At 36.1% G+C, this 2,092-nt stretch carries 1 protein-coding gene, 1 tRNA gene and 1 pseudogene; 1 reads left to right on the top strand and 2 read right to left on the bottom strand.

Features of this window, described 5'->3' with window-relative positions; all coding sequences use genetic code 11:
• The first annotated feature begins 25 nt into the window (after nucleotides 1-25).
• Nucleotides 26-102 (top strand) — tRNA-Met (locus H4J70_RS20190).
• A 385-nt stretch (nucleotides 103-487) separates the two neighbouring features.
• On the opposite strand, the gene H4J70_RS20185 is transcribed toward H4J70_RS20190, so the two are convergent.
• Together H4J70_RS20185 and H4J70_RS20180 are read right to left on the bottom strand one after the other, a co-directional pair.
• Nucleotides 488-1,552 carry a metal-dependent hydrolase gene (locus H4J70_RS20185; RefSeq protein ID WP_182245151.1) on the bottom strand — a complete coding sequence of 355 codons (1,065 nt, stop codon included), beginning with the start codon at nucleotides 1,550-1,552 and terminating at the stop codon, nucleotides 488-490.
• Between the two features lie 333 nt (nucleotides 1,553-1,885).
• Nucleotides 1,886-2,092: pseudogene (locus H4J70_RS20180) on the bottom strand (prohibitin family protein); the annotation flags it as partial.

Genomic DNA, 2,092 nt, shown 5'->3' with positions numbered 1-2,092 from the left:
CTAAGAAGGTATTAGGACATTCGGACGCGGGATGGAGCAGTCTGGTAGCTCGTCGGGCTCATAACCCGAAGGTCGTCAGTTCAAATCTGGCTCCCGCAACCAACTTTAACTCAAGTATAAAGAGTATTTTTACCGAAGGTCGTCAGTTCCCTCTCGAAAGATATGGGCTCTCACAACAAACTTTAACTCAAGTATAAAGAGTGTCTGTACTGAAAGTCGTCACTTCCTTATTTAAAAACATTCTCCGATACAAAATCCAAATTTCATTGTTAAATAATATTTAGTCGCTCTATAACTAAAATATTTTCTAATACATATTTATTTAGTACAAAAAAATCATCATATTAAATTTAACATTATTTGCTGTCTATCCTTTTAAAATTTAATGATATTCTTCATTATTCGCTTTAATTAGAGATAACCGCTAATAAGCTAACGCCAGGGATAAGTAACCAGCTAACCATACACTTGAAGTGTACTCATCTTATTAAACTTTCTTAGAAAATAAATTTTTACTGTTAACACAAACACCGTTTTCTTTAAGAGGCGACAAAGAAACTGATGGATCCCATATTCGCTGCCAAACACCTCCAAGCATACTAAAATCAGGCCTAGCACTTACCTTTTCAGTATGACTCTTAACAATTCCCATACTCGTTTGCTCGCCAACAATAAAATTAAACACATAACTACACTCCACTCCCATACGTAAATCGGATAAAACAATATACTGCTCTGCTTGTTTTACTGAATAAAAGCCTTTCGTGAACCATTGAAGACGTTGCACATCCCATTCATCTTTAATATTAGTAAGCAGAGAGTCTGACGATTGATATGCTTCTAGACTTACCTCAGATACTGAGTCAAACACAGAGACATAGCCCTCGTAATATTGACCATCAGACATAACCAATACCCGCCAAAGTAGCGTAGAAAAAGGCGCAGGTGTACTCAAATAATGATGTGTTTTTATCTGTCGATCGTTTAACGCTGTTGTGACTTTATCGTCTATGTAAAGCTTTGCCACCAAAGACCAACAGATATAAAGTGTGCTTATCGCCAATGCAAAATTATTGATTTTTAAAGCACTTGCCGGTTTAACTCTGGGCAGAAAAATAACAATAAACGCAAACAATAGCGGTAAGGTATACATGGGGTCAATGATAAACAAATTAGAGACCGCAAAGGGATATTCAGTAATAGGCCACAGCAATTGCGTACCGTAAACAGTGAAGCTGTCCAAAATCCCATGAGTAGATAAGCACAGAAATACCAACAAAAACCAGTGTTTCTTATAAATGGCTGTAGCTTGATGACATTTGGTTATTAACCAGGCAATTAAAGGGCTAATGAGCAAATGTACTAATAACGAGTGGCTAAATCCTCGATGGTAGGTAAAAGCTTCAACATCACCGCTATAGGGTAAGAATACATCTAAGTCCGGCAATGTTCCTAAAACGGCACCATAAATAGCTGCTTTAGGACCAACTTTATTACCTAATACCGCATAGCCGACAGCGCCGCCCAAGACAGCTTGTGTTAATGAATCCATAATGACCTTGCCGATTTAACAATTATTATTCTAATACGCCTTTATCTACAATTCTAGATCAATTGAGACAGCAAATTTTCTTTGGTTTTTCATACTGTTTAAATTGTTAATAAACTATATTCATTCAGTTTACTGACAATTTTAACAAGAAGCTTGTTGTTCATAGAGCGTGACATGACATAAACTTTTTATGGCATTTAACTCATATAATATACTCATGACATAGATAGAATAACTAAGGTAATGATTAACATCTTGTTCGACGATCAAAGTTTCATTATTCCAAGATAAAAAAACCGCAATTAAGCGGCTTATATTATGATGCTAGTAGACTTATTTTGCTCTCATATCTAATATTGGCATATTACTACTACCTAAAATTGTTGCTGGAAGCTTACCATCCCAGTTTTGAGCTTCTGTTAGCTTAACAATTAAAGGGTTGTTACCCAGTGCTTTAGCTTTAGCCGTAATCGCTTCAGCTTCAGCTAAGCCTTTAATTCGAATAGATTCAGCTTCTGCTATAGCAACGAGCTTAATACC

Origin of the sequence: Colwellia sp. BRX8-9 (assembly GCF_014077245.1) — a bacterium.
Classification (GTDB): Bacteria; Pseudomonadota; Gammaproteobacteria; order Enterobacterales; family Alteromonadaceae; genus Colwellia_A.
Note: the sequence above shows the minus strand (reverse complement) of the source record. Positions and strands in the feature narration are given on the sequence as shown.

Bases quoted from the DNA above. Each gene is read 5' to 3' on its own strand.
- H4J70_RS20185 (WP_182245151.1), bottom strand. From the start codon at position 1,552: ATGGATTCATTAACACAAGCTGTCTTGGGCGGCGCTGTCGGCTATGCG.